The 19,891-nt window shown below is 65.4% G+C and carries 21 protein-coding genes and 1 tRNA gene; 9 read left to right on the top strand and 13 right to left on the bottom strand.

All coding sequences use genetic code 11. The annotated features are described in order from the left end of the window. Positions 1-32 precede the first annotated feature (32 nt). Genes ACE3TJ_RS11150 through ACE3TJ_RS11140 form a run of 3 tightly spaced genes read left to right on the top strand, consistent with a single transcriptional unit; the run spans position 33 to position 1,618 of the window. Positions 33-587 carry a hypothetical protein gene (locus tag ACE3TJ_RS11150; protein WP_374596130.1) on the top strand — a complete coding sequence of 185 codons (555 nt, stop codon included), beginning with the start codon at positions 33-35 and terminating at the stop codon, positions 585-587. Between the two features lie 25 nt (positions 588-612). Next, positions 613-1,182, top strand: a complete 570-nt coding sequence (locus ACE3TJ_RS11145) for a carboxymuconolactone decarboxylase family protein (RefSeq protein ID WP_374596129.1) — start codon at positions 613-615, stop codon at positions 1,180-1,182. After that, positions 1,172-1,618, top strand: a complete 447-nt coding sequence (locus tag ACE3TJ_RS11140; protein WP_374596128.1) for a nuclear transport factor 2 family protein — start codon at positions 1,172-1,174, stop codon at positions 1,616-1,618. The genes ACE3TJ_RS11145 and ACE3TJ_RS11140 overlap by 11 nt, the downstream gene beginning before the upstream one ends. A gap of 3 nt (positions 1,619-1,621) precedes the next feature. Here ACE3TJ_RS11140 and ACE3TJ_RS11135 read toward each other — a convergent pair whose 3' ends face one another. The 11 genes from ACE3TJ_RS11135 to ACE3TJ_RS11085 form a co-directional block, all read right to left on the bottom strand. Further along, positions 1,622-1,993 (bottom strand): VOC family protein, encoded by a 372-nt coding sequence (locus ACE3TJ_RS11135; protein ID WP_374596127.1) that lies wholly within the window; start codon positions 1,991-1,993, stop codon positions 1,622-1,624. Between the two features lie 14 nt (positions 1,994-2,007). Beyond that, positions 2,008-3,660, bottom strand: coding sequence for an FAD-binding protein (locus tag ACE3TJ_RS11130; RefSeq protein ID WP_374596126.1), 1,653 nt, complete (start codon positions 3,658-3,660; stop codon positions 2,008-2,010). A gap of 23 nt (positions 3,661-3,683) precedes the next feature. Further along, positions 3,684-4,664 carry an MBL fold metallo-hydrolase gene (locus tag ACE3TJ_RS11125; RefSeq protein WP_374596125.1) on the bottom strand — a complete coding sequence of 327 codons (981 nt, stop codon included), beginning with the start codon at positions 4,662-4,664 and terminating at the stop codon, positions 3,684-3,686. 93 nt (positions 4,665-4,757) lie between these two features. After that, positions 4,758-7,082 (bottom strand): TonB-dependent receptor, encoded by a 2,325-nt coding sequence (locus ACE3TJ_RS11120; protein ID WP_374596124.1) that lies wholly within the window; start codon positions 7,080-7,082, stop codon positions 4,758-4,760. Positions 7,083-7,317: 235 nt separating this feature from the next. Then, on the bottom strand, positions 7,318-8,073 hold the full coding sequence (locus tag ACE3TJ_RS11115) for an SDR family NAD(P)-dependent oxidoreductase (RefSeq protein WP_374596123.1): 756 nt from the start codon (positions 8,071-8,073) through the stop codon (positions 7,318-7,320). A gap of 363 nt (positions 8,074-8,436) precedes the next feature. Next, positions 8,437-8,512, bottom strand: a tRNA-Phe gene (locus tag ACE3TJ_RS11110). 70 nt (positions 8,513-8,582) lie between these two features. Further along, complete coding sequence (locus ACE3TJ_RS11105) at positions 8,583-8,759, bottom strand: DNA gyrase inhibitor YacG (RefSeq protein WP_374596122.1); 177 nt, start codon at positions 8,757-8,759, stop codon at positions 8,583-8,585. Then, positions 8,743-9,720: a ribonuclease gene (locus ACE3TJ_RS11100; RefSeq protein WP_374596121.1), complete on the bottom strand. Its 978-nt coding sequence runs from the start codon at positions 9,718-9,720 to the stop codon at positions 8,743-8,745. Before ACE3TJ_RS11100 ends, ACE3TJ_RS11105 begins: the two co-directional genes overlap by 17 nt. After that, entirely contained in the window at positions 9,713-10,291 is a 579-nt protein-coding gene (locus tag ACE3TJ_RS11095; RefSeq protein ID WP_374596120.1) for a nucleoside triphosphate pyrophosphatase, read from the bottom strand. The genes ACE3TJ_RS11100 and ACE3TJ_RS11095 overlap by 8 nt, the downstream gene beginning before the upstream one ends. 11 nt (positions 10,292-10,302) lie before the next feature. Beyond that, the gene (gene infA / locus ACE3TJ_RS11090) at positions 10,303-10,521 is read right to left on the bottom strand and encodes a translation initiation factor IF-1 (protein WP_121053282.1); all 219 of its coding nucleotides are present in this window, start codon (positions 10,519-10,521) and stop codon (positions 10,303-10,305) included. Between the two features lie 102 nt (positions 10,522-10,623). Then, positions 10,624-10,926, bottom strand: coding sequence for a hypothetical protein (locus ACE3TJ_RS11085; protein ID WP_374596119.1), 303 nt, complete (start codon positions 10,924-10,926; stop codon positions 10,624-10,626). 95 nt (positions 10,927-11,021) lie between these two features. On the opposite strand from ACE3TJ_RS11085, the gene hisG reads away from it, so the two are divergent. From hisG to recQ, 6 genes are all read left to right on the top strand, one after another. Further along, the gene (gene hisG, locus ACE3TJ_RS11080) at positions 11,022-11,678 is read left to right on the top strand and encodes an ATP phosphoribosyltransferase (protein ID WP_374596118.1); all 657 of its coding nucleotides are present in this window, start codon (positions 11,022-11,024) and stop codon (positions 11,676-11,678) included. Next, a complete protein-coding gene (hisD, locus tag ACE3TJ_RS11075) occupies positions 11,668-12,948 on the top strand; it encodes a histidinol dehydrogenase (RefSeq protein WP_374596117.1) in 1,281 nt (426 codons plus the stop codon). Before hisG ends, hisD begins: the two co-directional genes overlap by 11 nt. A gap of 59 nt (positions 12,949-13,007) precedes the next feature. Next, positions 13,008-13,403, top strand: coding sequence for a hypothetical protein (locus ACE3TJ_RS11070; RefSeq protein WP_374596116.1), 396 nt, complete (start codon positions 13,008-13,010; stop codon positions 13,401-13,403). Between the two features lie 97 nt (positions 13,404-13,500). Further along, positions 13,501-15,618, top strand: a complete 2,118-nt coding sequence (locus tag ACE3TJ_RS11065) for a TonB-dependent receptor (protein ID WP_374596115.1) — start codon at positions 13,501-13,503, stop codon at positions 15,616-15,618. 4 nt (positions 15,619-15,622) lie between these two features. After that, positions 15,623-16,255: a TonB family protein gene (locus ACE3TJ_RS11060; protein WP_374596114.1), complete on the top strand. Its 633-nt coding sequence runs from the start codon at positions 15,623-15,625 to the stop codon at positions 16,253-16,255. A gap of 51 nt (positions 16,256-16,306) precedes the next feature. After that, entirely contained in the window at positions 16,307-18,079 is a 1,773-nt protein-coding gene (gene recQ, locus ACE3TJ_RS11055) for a DNA helicase RecQ (RefSeq protein ID WP_374596113.1), read from the top strand. Here recQ and ACE3TJ_RS11050 read toward each other — a convergent pair. Both ACE3TJ_RS11050 and ACE3TJ_RS11045 read right to left on the bottom strand, forming a co-directional pair. After that, a complete protein-coding gene (locus ACE3TJ_RS11050; protein WP_374596112.1) occupies positions 18,076-18,852 on the bottom strand; it encodes an SDR family oxidoreductase in 777 nt (258 codons plus the stop codon). The genes recQ and ACE3TJ_RS11050 overlap by 4 nt on opposite strands. Next, positions 18,849-19,718, bottom strand: coding sequence for an alpha/beta fold hydrolase (locus ACE3TJ_RS11045; protein WP_374596111.1), 870 nt, complete (start codon positions 19,716-19,718; stop codon positions 18,849-18,851). The genes ACE3TJ_RS11050 and ACE3TJ_RS11045 overlap by 4 nt, the downstream gene beginning before the upstream one ends. Positions 19,719-19,891 lie beyond the last annotated feature (173 nt).

Here is a 19,891-nt window from a genome sequence, read left to right as displayed (position 1 = left end):
GGCGACACCGTCGCGCGAAGGATATAATTGTCATGGATCGGCTGCCCAGGCGTCGGCTGTTGCAGATGTTCGGGGCCGGTATCGGCGGCGCATTTGTCACGAACTCCGTCGCCATGGGTCGCCAGATCGCAGGCGCAGGGGAGGATGAGAACGCCATGAAAATGAAGCTGCGGCCGTTCGGCACTCTGGATGTCTTTCCCGATTTCTCCGTGCGCCACGATGGGCCGATCGCGACACGTCTGGCCGCGCGTCTTGGGCGTGTGAAATGGCATACTGACGAACTCGGCGACGTGAGTCTCAGCGTTGGCATGGGCAGTTATCTGCAGGGTCCACATGCCGCGCACGTGACGGTCCGCATGGCGCTGCAGGCCGGCGACGGCACGCCCTTCTATTTCCAGTATATCTCGGTCGGCGAGATGGAGGCGCATCTGCGCGGCGAAGCGCCGGTGATGCTCTCCGGGCAGATCGAGATCGATCCCGGCCACAAGCGGCTCGCATGGCTCAATCAGGTGCAACTGGTTGGGCGCGGCATGCTGACGATGGACCCGGTCTGCCAGAGTTACGAGATGGCAGTTCTCGAAGGCTAGGCCTGAATTCAGGAAGGAAGCAAGGATGCGCGTGGCGATACCGGACGACAATCCCGACCCGTTTTCGGCGCTCGGCGACTATTTCTCCAGCGAGATGGTTGGCGCGTCGAAGAATTTCTCGCAGGCTGTCTACCGAAAAACCCAGCTGCCCCTGCGCGTTTTCGAAGGCGCGCGGGCGCGTACCGCCGACATCAACGGCTGCATGGTCTGCCGGGCGTTCCGCGCCAAGCGTGATCTGAAGGATTTCTACAGCGTGCAGGCGATCGATGCTTCGGGAACCGTCATCGAAAACGGCGCCGCACCCGACGAAGACTTCTACCAGAACGTCACCAACTGGCGGACCTATCCCGGTTATGACGCCCGCGAGCGGATCGCCATCGAATATGCCGAGCGCTTCTGTCTCGATCCGCAGGGGCTCGCGTCCGACGAGGTCTTCTGGGCCGCCGCCAAGGCAGCGTTCACCGACGAGGAAATCGTCGACCTCAGCCAGTGTATCGCGTCGTTCATCGCGAGTGGCCGGGTCGCGCACGTCCTCGGCCTCGACAAGGTCTGCTCGATCCTCGAACTCGGAGACGCGGGCTCACATGTCCGCTGAAATCCGGGCGGAGATCACTGACCAGCTGGGCCGGTTCGCACGTCTTCTGGATGGCAGGAACTGGGATGATCTGAACCGCGTGTTCGCTGAGGACGTCACCTTCGACTATGGCGGCGGACGTACCGGATCGGGCCTCGCTGCGCTGCGGGAATTGTTCCGCCGCCACCTCAACCGCTGCGGCCCGTCCCAACACATGTTGGGAAGCATCGTCATCGACGTCGAGGACCCTGCGGCCCCGGCCAGCGCCAGCTATATTCAGGCGCGTCACATAGGGCAGGGCGAACGCGCCACCGAATGGTTCGACACCAGCGGCGAATATCGCGACAGCTGGCGCTGTGACGATGGCCAGTGGCGGATCGTCCGCCGGATCGCGGATTTTCGTCTGTTTGTCGGCAACCCTGCGGTGATCGCTTTCGATCAGCCCCCTGAAGCCTGATCTTCAGCCCATGGCGTAAGCGCACAGCTTGTTGCCATCCGGATCGCGAAAGTAGGCGAAATGCACGCCCGGAACGCGTTCGCCCGGATCGCCCTCGTTGGCGGCGCCCAGGGCCAGCGCTTGGGCATGAAAGGCGCGTACCTGCTGGCCGTCGCCAAGCTTGAACCCGAACATCGCACCATTGCCCGCGCGGGCGGATTGTCCGTCGTACGGCACAAGCACGCCGAACATCGAAGTGCCGTCACCGTAGATGCGCCCGCCTTCCGGCAATTCCATGATCGGGTTGAGGCCGATCGAGGCGAGCAGGGGGTCGTAGAAAGCCTTGGCCTTTTCGAGGTCATTCGATCCGACTGTGCAATAGCTGAGGCTTGGCATGATGTGTTCCTTTGTCAGCGCGCCGCGGACCGGCCCGCGATGCGGCCGGAATAGACGCAATCTGCCAGCGAGATTCCGCTGACATAACGATGGGACGATATTCCCTTGGCGTTTTTCCCCGCCGCGTAGAGCTTGGGGATGGGAACCGAATTTTCGTCGAGCGCTTGCCCCGTCCGCTCGTCGACGACAATGCCGCCCAGCGAGATGGACGGACAAAGATAATTCTTGCTGCCGATCGAAATATCGATCGCGTAGAACGGCGGCTTCACGATTTCCCCGATGAAGTCGGCGGCCTTTCGAAACTGTGGCGCTTCAAGGCCCCGCGACGATCGATTGTAGTGACCGACAGCCTCGATCAGCCGCACCGGGTCCATGCCGCACTTCTCCGCCAGCGCCTCCAGCGTCCTCGCCTTGGTGGAGGCGCGGAGCATGCCCATAAGCGCCGGCGCGCCCTGCAGGCGAAACAGCTTGGCGCGTCCCGGAAGCGCCTGCAGCAGCGCCCTGCGGCGAAGGCGGCTGTCGAGGATGATGAAGGCCTTGCCGTCGTTTCCCTCGCCGATGTGAAAGCCGATCTTGCCGCCGTAGCAATCCTCGGAAACGAAGCGTTCGCCCCGGGCATTGACGACGATGCCGCTGGCGAGCGCGGCCGGCGGCTGGAATTGCCGCCAGGCGGAGATATTGCTCATCCGGTCGGTGCGAGCGCCCAGCGATTGCCCCAGCCGAATTCCCGAACCGTCGCAGCCGATGCTGCCGAGCGGCGTGGCGCCCAGATAGCCGGGCGCGTAGTGGGCGACCATCTTGCGATTGTGAATATACCCCCCCGCCGCCAGGATCGCGCCCTTGTCGACCCGGATCGCCGTGGTCTGTCCGTCGCGATCGGAAATCGCATTGGCATTTCGCACCAGACGTTCGGCGATGCCCGAGAACAGCAGCGTCGTGGGCTTGGCGAATTTGCTGCTGATCTGCGCAAGTTCTGCCGTTGATCGCGATTCTTCGACCCGCCGAATCTCGATCCCCTCGATCTCCCCGCTGGCTGACAGGATGAACCGCCGTGCTTCGCTGAACGGGTAGAGCTTCAATCCCTTGGCGAGCGCGGATTGTAGCAGCGCATCGAAAAAGCGGTGCCCGGTCAGCCCGTCGCCGAACGTGCGGTGCCCGCGCTGCGCCGGCCGCGCATGGTCGGCATAATCGGCCTGTGCCTCATTGCCCGAATAGTAAAGGAAATGCCCCTTGGCCGGATAGGACGTTTTGACCGGCGAGAGGGTGCCCTTGAAGGGCACGCCGTGGCGCGCGAGCCATTCGATGCTTTCGTCACTGGTGTCGCAGAAATCGCGCAGTGTCGCGTCCGATACCGCGTCACCGACTTCCAGCTTCAGATATTTATACATTTGCTCGGCATCGTCGCGGACGCCGGCTTCCTTTTGGTAACGCGTGCCGCCGCCGGCATAATAGACGCCGCCAGACATCCGCGTCGCCCCGCCGCCCGCGAAGCGGTCTATCGCGATGACCGAGGCGCCCTGATCCAGCGCTTCAAGTGCGGCGCAAACCCCGGCGCCGCCAAGGCCGACGATGACGACGTCGGCGCTGTCGTGCCAGTCGGTGGCTGTCTCGCCCAGCGCGATCGGGGCTTCGACACGGGAATGCCAGTTGGGATCGTCGGTTCTCATTTTCGGTCGTCCTGCATGGGTCTTCAGAAGCGATCGAGATCATTGGCCACGATCACGGGCCCGCTGAAAACCTTGGCGACATCTGCGGCGTATTGGCTGCTGTCCGTCTCGTCATCGCCGCCGGGAACCAGATGGGTCAGCACGACCTTGCTGACGCCGGCGGCCTTCGCCATCTCGCCGACTTGCCGGGGGGTCAGGTGGTCCTGCTCCATGTGGGCCAGCAGGGCGGGTAATGCGCTTTCGGGAACGGCCGGATTTCGGCGCATCGCCTGTTCGACGCCGGCGATGTCGATGACTTCGCTGACCAGCAGGTCCGCGCCGCGTGCCAGATCGACGACCCGCTCGGACCAGCCGGTATCACCCGTATAGACAATGGCCCGACCGCCGGTTTCGATGCGGAATGCGTAGGAGCGCGAATAGCGATCCGCTGCGCTTCCGGGTTCGAAATGATAATGGTCGTTTTGCACGGCAAGCACCCGGACGTTCTCGTCCTTATAGATGACCTTCACCTTGTGCATCGGATCGTCGAGATCCTTTGCCGCCACGGTTTGTGAAAGCGGCGGGCGCGGCGTGCCGCCGATGGTCACGGGCGCGAGCGCGACCGGACCGGACATTGCGGCGATCGCAGCCACCATGTCGCGCGTACCGCGTGGGCCTTTCACGGGAATTGCCGCGTCTCCGTAAAGCAGCCAGCGGTTGATGAGGAAGGGCCCGAGGTCGGCGACATGGTCGATATGGTGGTGCGACAGGAACACCCCCTTCACCTTGCCCGGCGCGAGATCGGCCTTCGCCAGTTGCGCCAGCGTCCCCGCGCCGAGGTCGAACAGATAGACGGAGTCGTTGACCACCACTGCGTTGGCGGGCCGGGATCGTTTGGTCTGGATGACTGGGCCGCCGCCGGTACCGAGGGTTATGAGATAGGCGCTTTCCGCGGTCCCGGAAGCGCGGGCGGGCGCAAACCCGATCGCCGCGACGATGAGAAGGGACAAGATTGAGCGCTTCATCCGATTCCCCCGGCGGTGATTGTCTCATCCATCGCCACCGAGCCGCGCTGGCGAAGTTGGCGGACACCCGTGCTACGGATGCCCGCCACCCAATCAGAACTTCACGCGTCCCTGAACGGAAACGCTCCGACCGCGCATGATCTGGGCAGTGTAGGAACCGGCCGAAGCCACGATGTCGTTCGCGGAGCCATAAAGCTTTTCGTTGAACACATTCTTGCCGACGAGTGCGAGGCCCCATTTGTCATCGATGTCGCCAATGCCGAGGCGCAAATCGACCTTCTGCCACGCGCCCTGGCGGGTGTTCGGATCCTTGTCGCCGATGACATCATATTTGGCCGAGAACGACAGCATGGCATCGAGCGTGATCTTCAGCGCATCGCCGACAGGCTGGTTGTAACCCGCCCGCACATTCCCTGAGTAGTTCGGTGCGAAAGGCGGCGCCTTGCCGCTCAGGTTCTGCGAACAGCCGGTCAGGCCGGCCTGCTGCGCTTCATAGGCCTGGAGCGCGTTGCATCCCGCGTTTTCGAAGTTCTTGTAGCTGGCGTCGAGCAGCGCGAAATTGCTGCCCAGCTCGAAGCGGTCGGTCGGCCGCCAGAGCACGTCGGCCTCCACGCCCTGGGTACGCAGCCCACCGACGTTGGCGATCGTGATGAAGGCAGACGTCGCAGTGAACTGTGCGACGGCCTGTTGCAGATTTTTATAATTGCTGCGGAAAAATGCGAGATTGAGCGACAGCGTGCGGTCGGCCAGGTAGGATTTGATGCCGGCTTCGTAGGCGCGCACGGTTTCCGGTTCGAAGGTCAGCCGGTCGGGAATGCCGGTCAGCTCCACCGCATCGAATCCGCCCGCCTTGAAGCCTTCGCTGTACTTCGCATAAAGCGAAACATCGTCATTCGCTTCATATTGCAGTGACACGGAAGGCAGGAAATCGCTGTCCTTCACGACGGCAGTCGTCGTGTGATTGTTGAAGCCCGTCAGGAATGCCGCGACGGGCTGCAACGCTGTCGGCAACGGTGTCACCGAGAAGCCGTAGAGATCGTTTCTGGTGGCGTTCGTCGCCGATTGTGTTCCGGTCTTTTTCGAATGCGTGTAGCGCGCGGCGATCGTGGCCGAGAAGCGGTCGTTGAAGGGAACCGTTACAGCGCCGAAGAAGGCGTAAGCCTTTTCCCCCTGATCGAGATAGATATCCCCGGAAAGCGGCGCGTAAGGTGCCAGCGCCGCCAGTGGTCCGGCCAGCAGCGGCGTTGCGAACGGAAAGTTCAGCGTCGTGTCGATGCGGGAATCGGAATCGAGATAATAGGCCCCGATGATCCAGTCGATACTGGAATCGGATGGCGAGGTCAGACGCGCTTCAAGCGTGTTCTGATTGAGCTTCTCCAGCGTGTTGTAGCTGAAGAAATCCGCGGGCACGCCATCGGAGTCCGCCGACAGCAGGAAATCATGTTTGCTGTGCGATGCCTGCAGAACAAAGCCGGGGCCGTCCATATTGTCGCGCTCGAGATTGAACACGAATTCCTTCGCCTCGATATCGCCGCGTTCACCGGCGGCATTGGCCCTGCGGTAATCGAATTCGCTCTCCTGCCCCGTCGCCAATGCGTAGGCACATGAAAAGGTCGTTGCCGCCGAGAACGGCGCCGATGGCGGGCATCTCGTCAATTGCACCGCGAAGGGCGCTTTTGAATCCTGCTTGCCATATTCGGCCTTGAACGAGGCACTCCATGTATCGGTCACTTGCAGCACCGAGGAAAAGCGCAGAAACTTGTCCTTGATCTTGGGATTGTCCTCACCCGTCGCCACGTTCTTGATGAAGCCGTCGAGATCGGAATAGCGCCCGGCGATGCGGACAGCGAACCGGTCCTGGATCAGTGGTCCACCGACCGCCCCCTCGATCGTCGGTTCGTTGCCGACGAATTCGTAAGCCGCCTGCAGATAGCCTTCCCAGTCATTGAGATCGGGCTTCTTGGTCGTCACGCTGAAGGCGCCGCCAATTGCATTGTTGCCGAAATAGGTCGTCTGCGGTCCGCGCAGCACTTCGATCCGTTCCACATCGACCAGCGTCGATTGCGTATAGCGCGAACGGCCATGATAGACGCCATCGATGAATGTGGCGACCGCCTGCTCATACCCCGCGTTCGCACCCGATCCGACACCGCGAACATAGATGTTGTTGGAAACCGAGTCCTTCGAAATCACGACGTTCGGGAGCGAATCCGCCAAATCTTCCGCACCTGAAATTTGGCGGGCCTGCAAATCATCGCCCGATACAACCTGGATCGAGATCGGAACCTTTTGTATCGACTGTTCGCGCTTTTGCGCGGTGACGACGATCTCCTCGATCTGCGCCTGCGCCGGCGTCGTCATGATGACCACGGCCACCATGGCTGCCGATTGCAGAAGTTTCGAATTCAGATCCCTCATTACCACCTCCCCTTGGTCATGGCGTTTGGCGCCATTGTGCCTTGTGTGAATTTCCGTCCGTCAGATAAAACCGGGCGACCGAAATGAAACCTCGCTTTCCACTCGCTTTGGCTCTCGTTGGTCTGAGAAGCCCCGGCGCCGGGCGGGCGTGATGACGGCAGGAACCGTGCCGACCCTTGCTTCGAATTGTGATGGAATTCAGGCACATGATATCACGCATCGGTCCTGCGATACGTCATATGTTGACCGCCGCGCCGCCGTCGATCCGCAGTCCCTCGCCCGATACGTAGCGTGCCGCGTCGGAAGCGAGAAACACGGCGACAGGCGCGATGTCCGCGGGCACACCGAGGCGGCCGAGCGGTGTCTTGCGTTCCCAGTAACTGACGAAGTCGCGGTCCTCCATGATCGGCGCGACGAGCGGCGTGACCACGCTGCCGGGCTGGAGGAAGTTCGCGCGAATGCCATATCTGCCAAGGTCGACCGCCATCGCCTTGGTCATGCCTGCGACGGCGTGTTTCGAGGTGACGTAGGCGATGACGCCGGGGCCGGCGAGTTCCGACATAATCGAGCCGGTGTTGATGATGCAGCCGTTGCCGCTTTTCTTTAGCGCAGGCACCGCCGCGCGCGTCAGGCGGAACACCGCATTGACGTTGATTGCCATGATGCGGTCCCAATGCGCGTCTGATGTGGATTCCGCATCGCCCGCGATGGTGGTGCCGGCATTGTTGACCAGAATGTCGATGCCGCCCAGCAGGCGCTCGGCCGTTTCCGCGATGGCCACGGGCGCGCCTGCTTCGGTGATGTCGATGGCCAGCCTTGCCGTAGGCAGAGCAGTGCCGTCGCTTGTGGACCAGCGGGCGGAGGGCAGGTCGATACCCAGCACCGCCGCACCCGCGGCGGCAAAGGCCTCGAATATGCTTTGCCCGATGCCGCTTGCGGCACCAGTCACGATGGCTTTTTTGCCCGCAAGAGCACCATTCTGGTGCGACATATCCCCCTCCCCGCGCGCCGCCTCGACCGTGTCCGCGTTCCCGACTTAACCTGTCGGCGACCGCCGATTAATTCGCAACCTGCTCGCATCGCCTCAGTTTGAGGGATTTCGGTTGGGGGGAGACCCGCAAGGCCAGACGCCGGTTGCGGAAAGCCCCTGGCACGGCCGGAGTCCAATAAACCAGCCTTTGTGAATGTTTTCAAAATGATGGGAGTAGGGTGTCAGTTTCTGATACCGTCAAATGTATCGTCAGCAGCAAAAGTTGACAACAAAGTGGGACGGTCACGAGCAGACGATGTACCGTCAAAAGGTTGGGAATTCTGCCGTTTTTTGGACGCCTGCGGATGTGTGCGGAAGGGCTAATGGTGCCCGGGGACGGAGTCGAACCGCCGACACTGCGATTTTCAGTCGCATGCTCTACCAACTGAGCTACCCGGGCACATTCCGGCGAACGCGGAATGAAGCGCGCCTCTTAATGGCCTGCGCAGGGCTTGTCCAGCACTCGCGCGTCAATCCTCGGCAGGGGGTTCCTCATCGGAATGCACGGGCACGCGGTAGCGTTCGTCGAGCCACGATATGAGGTCGCGGTCGCGACAGAGCTGCGAGCAGAAGGGCTTGTGCACGGCGGTTTCGGGCTTGCCGCAGATGGGGCAGCGGCCGATGCGCGAGTCAGCTTTGGGCGGCATGGACATGGCCGGCTTGTAGCGCGAGCGCGGCATCTTCGGCCAGCACGACCTGCGCGCCGATACGGCGTTCGAGCTCGGTGACGAGGGCTGCGCGCCCGCGCAGCCATGTGACGACGCGCGGCGCGGCGGTGAGCGTGCGCGGCCCTGCCCCCGGCGTCCGCGCCGCAACGTGCAGAAGGGCGAGCGCGGCGGTTTCCACTGGTGCGTTCTGCACAAGCTCGATGATAGAGGCGCGCGGGCGCGAGCGGACGATCTGCAGGAAGCCGAAGCCGTTTACCGCCGTGCGTTCAAAGGGCTGCGGCAGCAGGCTGTCGACGAGATCGTCCGCGGCCTGCCGCGCGGCCTTGTCGCGCAGCGTCGGCAGGTCGATGCCGATGGAGCCGCCGATATCGAAACGCCGGATCGCGGCGACGGCGGCGCGAACCCCAGCCATCGCGAGATCGGCCGCGGGGAGATCGCCGTCGATATCGATGGTCGTCATCGCCGGGGTCGGCACAATCGCGAGGCTGCCGCCGGAGAACGCGATATGGCCGCTTTCCGCGTCCGCGATCGCTTCGCCCCAGCCATGATCATCCAGCGTTTCGCCATGGCCAAGCACCCGCGCGCGCGGCGGTTCGCATGCGGAGGCCGTGATCAGACCCGGCGCTGCACCTGCGACGCCTTCGGCCCGCACCTTCGCAAGTCGAGGCCGGCCGCGCTCCGGGATCGGTTCGCGCACGACGACGACGCGCACGAGGCCGCCCGCGGTGAGAGCGAGGGGGACGGGTTCGAGCAGCGCCTCATGATCGCCCAGCAGCACGATGCCGCGCCGCGCGCCGAGCTTCGCCGTCAGCCGCGCATCCCATATTTCGCCCGCACGGGGACTGCCTTTGCGCGCGATCCGCATTTCGGCGATCGTGCCGGCCTCGATGAGCGCGGCGCGGGTTTCGCCGATGCCGCGCTCGATCAGCCATTCAGCCATCGGAGGGGACGATGCCGGACGCGGCGAGAAGCGCCGACGTCTCGTAAAGCGGCAGGCCGACGACGCCCGAATAGCTGCCCGAGAGGAAGCGGACGAAGGCGGCGGCGCGGCCCTGGATCGCATAGCCGCCCGCCTTGCCGCGCCCCTCGCCGCAGCGGACATAGGCATCGATCTCGGCGTCGGACAGCCGCTTGAAGGTTACGATGGTTACACCAACGCGCTGGCGCAGGCGCCCCTCCGCATCGATAGCTGCGACGGCGCTGAAGACGCGGTGCCGCCGCCCCGAAAGCAGCGTGAGGCACTGCCGAACGATATCATCCGTGTCGGCAGGCGGCAGAATACGGCGGCCTGCAGCGACCGTGGTGTCGCCCGCGATCACCGCCTCATCCGGCCCTCGCGGCACGGCTGCGGCCTTTTCGGCGGCGAGCCGCACGGCATAGTCGCGGGGAAGCTCTCCGCGCCGGGGCGTTTCGTCGATGTCGGGCGAAAGCGTGCGCGCCGGAGAGATGCCGATCTGTTCGAGAAGGGCGCGGCGGCGCGGGCTCGATGAGGCAAGGACCAGCGCCGGCACAAACGGTTCCGTTACTTGAAGCGGTAGGTGATGCGGCCCTTGGTGAGGTCGTAGGGCGTCAGTTCGACGAGCACTTCGTCGCCGACGAGCACGCGGATGCGGTTCTTGCGCATCTTGCCGGCGGTGTGGCCCAGAATCTCGTGATCGTTTTCAAGTTTGACCCGGAACATCGCGTTGGGGAGCAGTTCGGTGACCATCCCCCGCATTTCCAGAAGTTCTTCCTTCGCCATTCAGTCTCCTTGCGCGGGCAAGCGTGCCCGCAAATGCTGCCTGCCCTTGGCGGAAAAGGCGCGGAAACGCAAGGTTGCTGTTGGCCCGAACTGCAGGCGCCCTTAGCGGCGCCGGAGACGCCGCGCGTTCGCGGTGACGCGGCTGTGCACGGGGGCGAGCGCGTTTTCGGCCGCCTCCATGGGATCGCGGGCGCGCGCCGCGCCCATCATGCCGCGCGTGAAGGCATCCACCTTTTCGGGCACCATGCGGTTGAATTCCTGGGCATCGAAGGCCTGCGGAAAGAACGCCGCGTTGCCGAGCATGGCGCTGCGCTCCGCGATGACGACCATCGAGGCGGACCAGGTTTCCATCGACATGCGCCAGAGCCGCACCATCTGCGGACCTGAACCCCACCAGTCGACCATACATACCCCGCATCTTTATACGCGCACGTTTATCCGCACTGACGGACCGCCGACTCCGTTGCAGCGCAGCACCGCCTTCTTTACAGGCAGTCGCGATGAAAACGGAACTGGTCTTTGCAATCCCTAAGGGACGCATCCTTGAGGAAGCGTTGCCGCTGCTCGCGCGCGCCGGAATCGAACCCGAGCCCGCGTTCGCGGACGAAAACAGCCGTGCGCTGCAGTTCGCCACGAACATCGCCGGGCTTTCGCTGATCCGCGTGCGCGCGTTCGACGTGGCGACCTTCGTGGCGCACGGCGCGGCGGACCTCGGTATTGCCGGAAACGACGTGCTGATGGAGTTCGCCTACTCCGAGATCTACGCGCCGGTCGATCTCGGCATCGGGCACTGCCGGCTTTCGGTCGCGGAGCCCGCCGAGATGGCGGCGGGGGACGACCCGAGGAGCTGGAGCCACGTGCGCGTCGCCACCAAGTACCCGAACCTCACGAGCCAGCACTTCGCATCGCGCGGCGTGCAGGCGGAGTGCGTGAAGCTGAACGGCGCGATGGAGCTGGCGCCGAAGCTCGGCCTGACGCAGCGCATCGTCGACCTCGTGTCGAGCGGGCGGACGCTGAAGGAAAACGGCCTTGTCGAGGTGGAGAAGATCGCCGACGTGACGAGCCGCCTGATCGTGAACCGCGCCGCGTTCAAGACCAAGGCGGCGGCGATCGCGCCATGGATCGAGCGTTTCCGGGAAGCCGCCGGTGCCGCTTGAACTTTCCACCGCCGACGCGGATTTCGCGAAACGTTTCGCGGACTTCGTGGACGCCGGGCGCGAGACGGCGAGCGATGTTTCGGCGGCGGTTTCGGGGATCATCGCCGACGTTCGGGCGCGCGGCGACGCGGCGCTTTTCGAACTGACGCGGCGCTTCGACCGACTGGACGTGACGGTGCTGCGCTTCAGCGACGCTGAAATCGCCGCCGCGAAAGACCAGGTCGCACCGGAGCTGCGCGCCGCTCTCGAGCTTGCGGCAGAGCGCATCCGCGCGTTTCACGTTGGGCAGCTTCCGGCGGACCACGACGCGGTTGACGCGGCGGGCGTGCGCGCCGGGTGGCGCTGGTCGGCGATCGACGACGTAGGCATCTACGTGCCGGGCGGGCTTGCGAGCTATCCTTCCACGGTGCTGATGAACGCGATCCCCGCCAAGGTCGCGGGCGTGCGGCGGCTGGTGATGACGACGCCGACGCCAGGCGGCGCGGTCAATCCGCTGGTGCTCTATGCCGCAAGCCTGGCGGGCGTTGACGAAATCTACCGCATCGGAGGCGCGCAGGCGATCGCGGCGCTGACCTTCGGCACGGACACGATCCGCCCGGTCGACAAGATCACCGGCCCCGGCAATGCCTATGTCGCCGAAGCCAAGCGGCAGCTTTACGGCCGCGTCGGCATCGACATGGTGGCGGGGCCTTCGGAAATCCTCGTCGTCGCGGACAGTGCCGCGGACCCGGACTGGCTCGCCGCCGATCTTTTGAGCCAGGCCGAGCATGACCGCGTGGCGCAGGCGATCCTCATCACCGACGATGCGGACCTTGCCGCGCGCACGATGCAGGCCGTGGACGCTGCGCTCGACGTCCTCGGCGCCGATGTCGCGCGCGAAAGCTGGGCACGCTTCGGCGCGATCATCACGGTCGGTAGCCTCGACGAAGCCCCCGCGCTGATCGACGCGCTCGCACCCGAGCATCTCGCGCTCAGCATCGCAGACCCGCAGGCCATGTTCGCGCGCGTGCGCCACGCGGGATCGGTGTTCATGGGCTACCGCACGCCCGAGGCGATCGGCGACTATATCGGCGGGCCGAACCACACGCTGCCCACGGGACGCCGTGCGCGCTTCTCCTCGGGGCTTTCGGTAGCGGACTTCATGAAGCGCACGACCTTCCTCGATTGTTCGGCGGAAGGCCTTGCCGCCATCGGCCCTGCCGCCGCACGGCTTGCGGAGGCGGAAGGCCTGCCCGCGCACGCGCTTTCGGTGACGCGCCGCCTCGGCTAAGCCGGGTGCGACACACTTGCGCCGCGACAGAACGCGCGCGGCGACATAAGGCGAGCACCGTGAACACCATGCACAAAATCCTGCTGCGTTATCGCTGGCTGGCCGTCTGGCTGGCCGCCGCCGCGCTGCTCGTGAAGGTGCTGGTGCCGACGGGGTTCATGCCCGCCGTCGTCGACGGTGTGATGGTCATCGAGCTTTGCACGGGCGATGGGCTGAAATCGGTCGCCGTCGCCACGCCCACCGAGAGCAAGCACGCGGGCGGCAACGACATGCCGTGCGCCTTCGCCGGGCTTGCGGCACCGATGATGGGCGCGGTCGACCCCGCACTGCTCGCACTGGCGATCCTGTTCCTCCTCGCCGCCGCGCTGCACACGCCGCAGCAAACACCGCATCCCGCCACGCTGCGGCTGCGACCGCCGCTGCGCGGACCTCCGGGCCTTCGCGTCCGCAGCTAGGCCTTTCCCGACGCCCTCCTTTTCTGCGGACGCATCTCCACCGCCTACCGGACCATCCGCGCCCGGCCGCTACCCCAAAGCACAGGATGGAGTTTCCATGTCCCGCACCTCTTTTGCCGCACTTGCGGCTGCGCTTGCCGTTGCCACGCCCGCCGCCGCCGATCCGACCGCGCTTCCCGCCATCGATATCGAGTCCGGCGCCGGCCCCGCCTCTGCCGAAACGCTGACGAAGGACGACATTTCCGCCGTCCGCAGCAGCGACACCGGCGCGCTCATTTCGCGCATCCCCGGCGTTTCCGCCTATGGCGCGGGCGGGTTTTCGAGCCTGCCGACGATCCGCGGCCTGAATGGCCCGCGGCTTTCGATCCGGGTCGACGGTGCGCCGATCGACAGCGCCTGCCCCAACGACATGAACCCGCCGCTCTCTTACACCGACCCGCAGACGATCGACGCCGTGAGCGTGATCACCGGTGTGTCACCCGTTTCGATGGGCGGTGACAGCATCGGCGGCGTCATCTCGGTGGAAACCGCAAGCCCGCGATTCGCGGCAGCAGGCCAGACGCTCGTGACGGGCGAGGTTTCGACCTTCTATCGCAGCAACGGCGACGGTTTCGGTGGCGCCGCATCGCTGACGATCGCGGGCGACAAGACCAGCTTCACCTATGACGGATCCTTCACCCAGAGCGACAATTACAAGGGCGGCGGCAACGACGGCACGGTGCGATCCACCGAATACAAGAAGACCGATCATGCGCTGAGCTTCGCGGCAAACACGGACGCCGGGCTGTTCACGCTGAAGGGCGGCTATCACTTCTCGCCCTACGAAGGCTTCCCGAACCAGTACATGGACATGACATCGAACCGGTCGTGGTTCCTGAACGGCGGCTGGAAGGGCGCGTTCGACTGGGGTGACATCGACCTTCGCGCCTATTGGCGCGACACCGACCACCGCATGAACTTCCTGGCCGACAAGGGCGGCACGGCGGGCGGCGGCATGCCGATGAACACAGAGGTGCATACGATCGGCTATACGCTGAAAACGGAACTGCCGCTCAGCGCGCGCGACACGCTGCGCCTGGGGAGCGAATTCCACCACCAGTGGCTCGACGATTACTGGCCGCCGGTTGCGGGCAGCATGATGATGGGGCCGGACATCTACATCAACGTGAACGCTTCCAAACGCGACCGGCTCGGCAGCTTCGCCGAATGGGAAGCGAAATGGTCGCCCGCGCTGACGACGACGATCGGCGTGAGGAACGACCAGGTGTGGATGAACACGGGCGACGTGCAGCCCTATTCGACATCCATGATGAACATGGACGACGCGATGGCGGCGATGGCGTTCAACGCGGCGGATCACAAGCGCCACGACAGCAACTGGGGCTGGAGCGCGATCGCGCGCTATGCGGCGAGCGAACGGGCGACGCTGGAGATCGGATACGCGCGCAAGGTGCGTTCACCAAACGTCTACGAGCGCTATTCGTGGGGCCGCGGTTCGATGTCGAGCCGGATGATCGGCTGGTACGGCGACGGCAACGGCTATGTCGGCAATCTGGCGCTGAAGCCCGAGAAGGCCGACACGCTGAGCGCAGCGCTGAGCCTGAAGGGCAAGGGCGCCGAGAGCTGGTCGCTGAAGATCGCGCCACACTACACGCGCGTCGACGATTATATCGACGCCGTGAAGCTGCAGGACTTCACCGACATGATGGGGATGCCGACGCCGTTCGCGCAGTTGCAGTTCGTGAACCAGGACGCCGAATTCTACGGCGTCGATGTGTCGGGCGCGGTGCCGCTGTGGGCAAGTGACGCGGCAGGCAAGGCGAAGCTGACGGCAAGCGCGAGCTGGCTGCGCGGCAAGAACCGCGACGACGGCGGCTCCCTCTATCACCAGATGCCGCTGAATGCCCGGATCGGGCTGGAGCATAGCCTCGGCGGCTGGGAAAGCCTGATCGAGGTGGAGCTGGTGGACGACAAGACGCGCGTGGACGCGACGCGGAACGAACCCGTGACGGACAGCTATGCGCTGGTGAACATCTCCACCGGCTATCGCTTCGGCGCTTATCGCATCAGCGTGGACGTGCAGAACCTGTTCGACACGGGCTACGCACTGCCGCTCGGCGGCAAATCGCTCGGCGATTATGGCGAGACGGGCGTACTGAGGCCCGTGCCGGGGCGCGGCCGTTCGGTGAACGTCGGCCTTTCGGCCTCGTTCTGAATCCATGCGCGGGCGCGGCCCCGGCAGGCTGACCGGCGGCGCGAGGACCACAGCGATCCTCGTGTCCGCCGGCCTGCACCTTGGTGTTGCCGCGTTCGTGATCGGCGGGCAGACGGAGGCGCCGCCCGCACCTGTGTTGCACACGGCGGCGATCACGCTGTTGCCGCCGGTTGCGGAACCGGCGGAGACGGTTGCGGTGCCCCCGCCGGTACGAGCGGCACCACTCCAGCGCAGCGCCGCATCGCCGTCCGCCGCGCCGGAGATCGTGTCGATTTCGCTGCCCGCAGTCTCCGCCCCTGCCCCGCCCGACGTTCAGGCCATCACGCCGCCACCAAGACCAGAGACGCCGCCGCCTTCGAACGCCGATGCCATTCGCGACGAATATGCGCGGCGGCTGTGGGTGTGGATTGCCGCGCGGCGGCCCCAGGGGCTACGGCTGGACGGCGAGGCGGTGGTGGCGTTCCGCGTGGCGCGGGACGGCACGCTTTCCGACATCGCGCTCGCGCGATCGAGCGGCAGCGCGCCGCTCGACCGGTTGGCGCTGCGCACCGTGCGGTTTTCGGCGCCCGTGCCGACGCCGCCCGAAACGCTGCCCGACGACGCGCTGCGCTTCACGCTGACGTTTCATTTTCGCTGACGCAGCGTTTCGGCTTTGCACGGTCTACGCTGCTTCCCTACACGCACTGCCATGCGACGCGATCCCGCCGCCATTCTTCACGAGGTTTTCGGCTTTCCCGCCTTCCGGGGCGTGCAGGAAACCGTCGTCTCGCGCGTACTCGCCGGGCAGCACACGCTGGCCATCATGCCGACGGGCGCGGGCAAGTCGCTCTGCTACCAGCTTCCCGCCGTTGCGATGGAGGGCTGCTGCGTCGTCATCTCGCCGCTGATCGCACTGATGCACGACCAGCTTCGCGCGGCCGAGGCCGTGGGCATCCGCGCGGCGAGCCTCACGTCGGTGGATACCGACCGCTGGGAGACGCAGCGACGGCTGTGCGCCGGCGAACTCGACCTGCTGTATGTCGCGCCCGAGCGCGCGAGCGGCGACGGCTTCCGCCAGCTTCTCGACGATGCGCGCATTTCGATGTTCGCGATCGATGAAGCGCACTGCGTTTCGGAATGGGGGCACGATTTCCGGCCCGATTACCGCCTGCTGCGCCCGCTGCTCGACGACTTCGCGCACGTGCCGCGCCTCGCGCTGACCGCCACAGCCGACGCCCACACGCGGATCGACGTACTCGCGGCGCTCGGCATTCCCGAAGAGGGCATGATCGTTGCGGGGTTCGACCGGCCGAACATCCGCTACACCGTGCATCCGCGAAACGGACTGACGCGGCAGCTAAGCGACCTCCTCGCCGCAAACCCCGGCCCCGGCATCGTCTACGCGCAGACGCGCGCGGCGACGGAAAGCCTTGCCGAGACGCTGACGCGCGGCGGGCGGCGCGTGCTGCCCTATCACGCGGGGCTACCTGCCGATGTGCGCGCGGCGAACCAGTCCGCGTTCATCGCCAGCGAGGACATGGTGATGGTGGCGACGGTGGCGTTCGGCATGGGCATCGACAAGCCCGACGTGCGCTTCGTGGCGCACGCGGGCCTGCCGAAATCGATCGAGGGCTATTATCAGGAAAGCGGCCGCGCGGGCCGCGACGGCGAGCCCGCCGAGGCGCATCTGTTCTGGGGCGCGGAGGATTTCGCGCGCGCGCGAATGCGTGTGTCCGAGGTGGAAGAAGCGCGGCAGGCGGGTGAGCGCGCGCGCATCTCGGCGCTCGGCGCGCTTGTCGAGACCGGTGGCTGCCGCCGCGCCGTGCTACTACGGCATTTCGGCGAAAGCCCGCCGCCGACGTGCGGCAACTGCGACAACTGCCTCAATCCGCCCGCAAGCATCGACGCCACGGAGACGGCGCGCAAGTTCCTCTCCGCCGTCTATCGCACCGGTCAAAGCTACGGCATCGGGCATCTGGAAGAGGTGCTGACAGGCAAGGCGAGCGAAAAGGTCCGCACACGGGGCCACGACAGCCTGACCGTTTTCGGCATCGTCTCCGCCGAAGAAGCGCCTCTGCTCAAGCCGGTATCGCGTGCTCTGCTGGTGCACGAGGCGGTGACGCCCACCGAGCATGGCGGGCTCGCGCTCGGCCCCGGCGCGCGGGCGATCCTGCGCGGCGAGGAAAGCGTGACACTGGTGCTGCCGCCGCGCCGCGAGCGCGCGCGACGCGGACAGAAGGCACAGGGCGAGAACCCGGTCGACGATCCGATGTTTGAGGCACTACGTGCCTGCCGCCGCGCGCTCGCACAGGAGGCGGGCGTGCCGCCCTACGTGATCTTCCACGACAGCACGCTGCGCGAGATGGCGGCGGCACGGCCCACCTCGCGCGATGGCCTTTCCGAGATTTCCGGCGTCGGCGCGCGCAAGCTCGACGCCTACGGCGACCGCTTCATCGAAACGATCAGGGCGTTCGGCGGCTAGACGGCCGTGTAACCGCCGTCGATGACGAGTTCCGAGCCGGTCATGAAACTCGATTCGTCGGAGGCGAGGAAGACGACACCGTTCGCGATCTCGTGCGGTTGGCCGACGCGGCCGATCGGGTGCAGCGAGGCGAAGGCGGCAATTGCGCCCTCCTCGTCGAGGCCCGTCGCCATGCGCGTCACCTCGACGCCCGCCGCCGTGCGGATGAGGCCGGGGTGGACGCTGTTCACCCGGATGCCGTAGCCGCGCTGGCCGCAGTGCGCCGCGACGCACTTGGTGAGCAGCCGCACGCCGCCCTTGCCTGCCGAATAGGCAGGCAGCGCCGCCGTGCCGATGAGGCCGCCGACCGACGAGATGTTGATGATCGATCCGCCCCGGCCCTTCATCGCGGCGATGCCGTATTTGCACCCCAAGAACGCGGTATCGAGATTGAGCGCGATCATGCGCTTGTAGTGCGCGAAATCCATGCTCTCGATGTCCATGTCGAGCCCGCCGCCGGCGTTGTTGACGAGGACGTCGATGCGGCCTTCGTTCGCGAGCACGTCTGCCGTCAGACGCTCCCATTCCTCGGGCGTCGTCGCGTCGTGGCGCACGAAGCGGGCGCGGATGCCCTTGCCGCCAAGGTCCGCCGCCGAGGCTTCGCCGCGCGCTGCGTCGATATCCGTGATGACGACGACCGCGCCTTCGCGCCCGAGCGCCTCCGCCATCGCGAGGCCGAGGCCTCCCGCGGCGCCGGTGATGACCGCGACCTTGTCCTGAACCCGTCCTGTCATGCTGCGACTCCCTCCCCGGACAGCCCTTGGGCCGTGATGAAATCAATGATCGTGTTCTGCATCTCGGCGCTGTCGAGCATGTCGACGTGCACGGCGCCCGGCACCGTGTGCGCGGCGGCGCGCGGGTTGCGCGCGGCCATCTTGGCAAGTTCGGCTTCGCTCAGCACGTTGGAACGCTCGCCACGCATGATGAGCGCCGGGCAGGCGACGCGGTCCCACCACGGCCAGAGCGCGAAGTCTTCCGGGTTGTTGCGGAACTGATTGGAAAGCGCCGGATCGTAGTGATAGCCGACGCCGCCGTCGTCGAGACGGCGCGACCAGCCGATGGTGATCTCGTCGAGCCGGTCGGCGGAGAGCGCGGCCCCCGCCCGCTCGAAAAAGCGCCCAACGTGTTCGCGGAATGCGCCCATGTTCGGAAAGCGCGGCGGGCCACCCAGGCGCTCGCCGAGCACGCCGCGCATCGCATCGGGAAGCGTGGTGCCGACATCGTAGAGCACGAGGCTCGCGATGCGCTCCGGCGTTTCCCCCGCGATGCGGATACCGAGCGCACCGCCCTTGGAAGCGCCCACCCAGTGCACGGGGCCGTCAGCGACAGCATCGAGGAAGCTGCGCACGGTGACCGCCATCGTGCCGAGGCCGTAGCCGTTTTCCGGATCGGGTGACGGATCGGATCGACCGCAGCCCGGCGCATCGGGTGCGATCACGCGGAAGCCGCGCGCCCGAAGGTTGCGCGCAAGCGGCGTATGATCGGCGCTGGTGCCGGTGACACCGTGTGCGATCATCACCGTGGGACCGTCCGCATCCCAGATGCGGACGTGCATACGCTCGGCACCAATGGGGATCAGCCGCGAATAGGCGCCGTCCATGTCAACTCCCCCTCAAGACCAGGATTATAAATAGACCGATCGGTCGATCTTTTCGCAACCCAGTATATGCCGCCATGCACCTTCTTGCTCAACTGAATTTTTTATTCATAAAAAACAGATAGATAATCTAAATTCGCTGCTCACGAACTCCTCTCTTGACAAATCTTCGACCG

The sequence above is a fragment of the Sphingosinicella sp. genome (assembly GCF_041916975.1).
Taxonomy (GTDB): Bacteria; Pseudomonadota; Alphaproteobacteria; order Sphingomonadales; family Sphingomonadaceae; genus Sphingosinicella.
Note: the sequence above shows the minus strand (reverse complement) of the source record. Positions and strands in the feature narration are given on the sequence as shown.